3 protein-coding genes are annotated in these 2,477 nt (G+C 64.2%); all 3 read right to left on the bottom strand.

Features of this window, described 5'->3' with window-relative positions:
- The coding region (locus ACZM8Y_RS18035; protein WP_489502001.1) for a polysaccharide biosynthesis/export family protein at nt 1–599 on the bottom strand (599 nt) is incomplete at its 3' end.
- Nucleotides 600–604: 5 nt separating this feature from the next.
- Nucleotides 605–2,047 (bottom strand): KpsE/RkpR family capsule polysaccharide export protein, encoded by a 1,443-nt coding sequence (locus tag ACZM8Y_RS18030; RefSeq protein ID WP_489502000.1) that lies wholly within the window; start codon nt 2,045–2,047, stop codon nt 605–607.
- On the bottom strand, nt 2,034–2,477 hold a 444-nt coding region (locus ACZM8Y_RS18025; RefSeq protein WP_489501999.1), incomplete at its 5' end, for an ABC transporter ATP-binding protein. The genes ACZM8Y_RS18025 and ACZM8Y_RS18030, both read right to left, overlap by 14 nt.

Raw genomic sequence — 2,477 nt, 5'->3', positions numbered from 1 at the left:
GTCAGGCCTGCCACCCGCACCGGGCCGACCTCCGGCAGAAAGATGTTGCCCTGCTGGTCTACGAACAGCACGTCGTCGTAGCTTCTCGCGCCCCAGACGCGCACGGTGATTCTGTCACCGGGCAGAATCACGTAGTCGTCGTTCATGCCGTTGCCGTAGGTGGAGGCGAAGTTGCCCCGGAACAGGTTCGCCCCGAAAGGCTGCAGTCCCATCGCCATATCCGGGCGATAGGTATCCTGGGCCCAGGCGGGCAGGCCCGGCATGGTCTGGCGCTGGCGCTCTTCCTGCCAGTAGCCGGAGCTTTGCCCGTACTGATGGGCTTCCCGCTGATAGCCGCCCGGCAGATAGGACGGGGGACGGGTTGAAGGCGTGCCCTGAATGCCTCCGCTCCCGCCGGGGCTGGGGTTGCCGGATTTGCCCAGGCTGCCGCCGTAGGAAGAACCGTTCTGGCGCGGCTCTTCCGCAGCGTAAGCCGGAACCGACAACACGAGGGACAGAACAATAAGGAACCACGTTATCGAGGGGGTTCGGGGGGAATCATTCCCCCCGGCGGGGTACGGGGCGGAACCCCGCTTTTCCAACAGTCTTGCGTTCATCATCTATCCTAAAACCCGGCGTGCTCGCGCACGGCGGCTATAATCAGGGAGCAGAGCCCTACCAGCGCCAGGGCGCCGACAAAGACGTAGGCCGTAAACAGGAAGGGGCGGGGATACAGGGATTCGTCCGGCAGAACCGGAATCTGGAAGGCCACCACATAACGGGACTTGGCCTCCGCCTTCACGCGGGCGGTTTCCAGCGAGGTCATGGCCGAAACGAGCTGCTGCCGGGCGAACTCGCTTTCGGTCTGCAAGTCCTCATATTCCCCTGCCACGGAAGTCAGGCTGTCGGGCCGGGCTTCCCCGGCCAGGCGCAGCTTTTCCGAGGCAAGCTGTTTTTCCACAGCCGCCAGCCGGGCACGCAATCCCACCAATGCCGGGGCGTCCTTACTCATATAGGTGGAGGCTTCCGCGATTTCGGCACGGACTTTTACGGCTTCGCCTTCCAGTTGGCTGACGATGCCTTGCAGCCCGCCCGCCGTGCTGGCCGGGTCCAGCATCCCGCTGCGATCCCGGAAGGCGCGCATGGCGTCCTGCGCGGCACTTACCCGTTGTTCCGCCGTTTTTACCTCGCTCATGGCCAGGGCGATGGCGTCGTCCTGCGCGCGGCGGCTCATGGCGTTGACCAGGGCCTCGCTTTTGGTCAGCACGGCTTCCGCCAGTTTTTGGGCCGTAACCGGGTCATAAGCCCTGACGCTCAAAGCGATGACGCCGGTTTCCGGGTCAAAGGAGGGTTTCACCGCCCAATTCCAATAGGAAAGGCGCTCATCCCGTGTGGCGTCAGCGGCAAGGCGGCTGATGAGGTCATACTCGCGGCTGGAGAAGTGGCGGAAAATGTGCAGTTCTCCGTCAATGGCCTCCATGATGTCCGGGGACTGGATGTACTCGGCAACGATATGCGCGTCCGCGCCCACGGAAGCGCCGGAAGGCAGCAGCAGGGCGGCAAGGCCGCCGGCCGCGCCGCTGTTTTCCGCCCCGCGCACGGCAAAGCGGGCTTCGGCGATGTACATGGGCGAAGCCCACAGGCCGAAGTACAGCAAAGACAATAAGGTGGGCAGCAGCACGGCAGCCAGTACCGCTTTTATGGCCGGGGAAAGCCGGGAACGTATCCTGCCGGGCGCCGTAGAAGCGGAGTGCGAGGCCAGGGCCAAATGGGGGACGGCCTGGGGCGCTGGACGTTCAACGGGTGCGGCCGGCACGGGGGGCTTTGGCGCAGACACGGCATTCGGCTTTGGGGCGGCAGCGGGCTTTGGAGGTACCGGATCCGGCTTGCCTGAGGCGGCAGGCGCGGACGGCGCAGGCTTTCCCTGCGTGCCGGAAGGGGCCGCGGCTTGCTCCCTGGCTTTCGGAGATGCGGCGGGAGAAGCGGGCCTTACGTCCGCTTCCTGCTTTGCTGGAGCCGCCTTTGCGCCCGATGCGGCTTGTGCGGCGGGCTTTTCAACGTCCGGCATGGCAAATCCCCGTGTAGACGCGCAGGGCGTCATTGAGCTTGTCGTATACGGTCAGCAGGCCATCGTGCAGCACGGCCGCGCTGTCGCAGTTCTTGCGGATGGTGGCTACGTTGTGCGATACCACAACCAGCGTCGCGTGCGCCTTGCGCGCCTCAAAGAGCTTTTCCGCCTTGGCCCGGAAGGAGGCGTCCCCCACGGACCACGCCTCATCAATGAGATAGAAATCGAAGCCGATGGACATGCTCAGGCCAAAAGCCAGCTTGGAGCGCATGCCCGATGAATAGGTTTTCACCGGCATGTCCATGTATGGGCCGAGCTCGGTAAAACCCTCCACAAATTCCGTCACTTCCTGAATATCGGCACCGTAGATGCGGCTGGTGAAGCGCAGGTTTTCCCGCCCGGTCAGGCTGCCGTTGAAGCCTCCGGCAAA

This window comes from Bilophila sp. (genome assembly GCF_057864385.1).
Note: the sequence above shows the minus strand (reverse complement) of the source record. Positions and strands in the feature narration are given on the sequence as shown.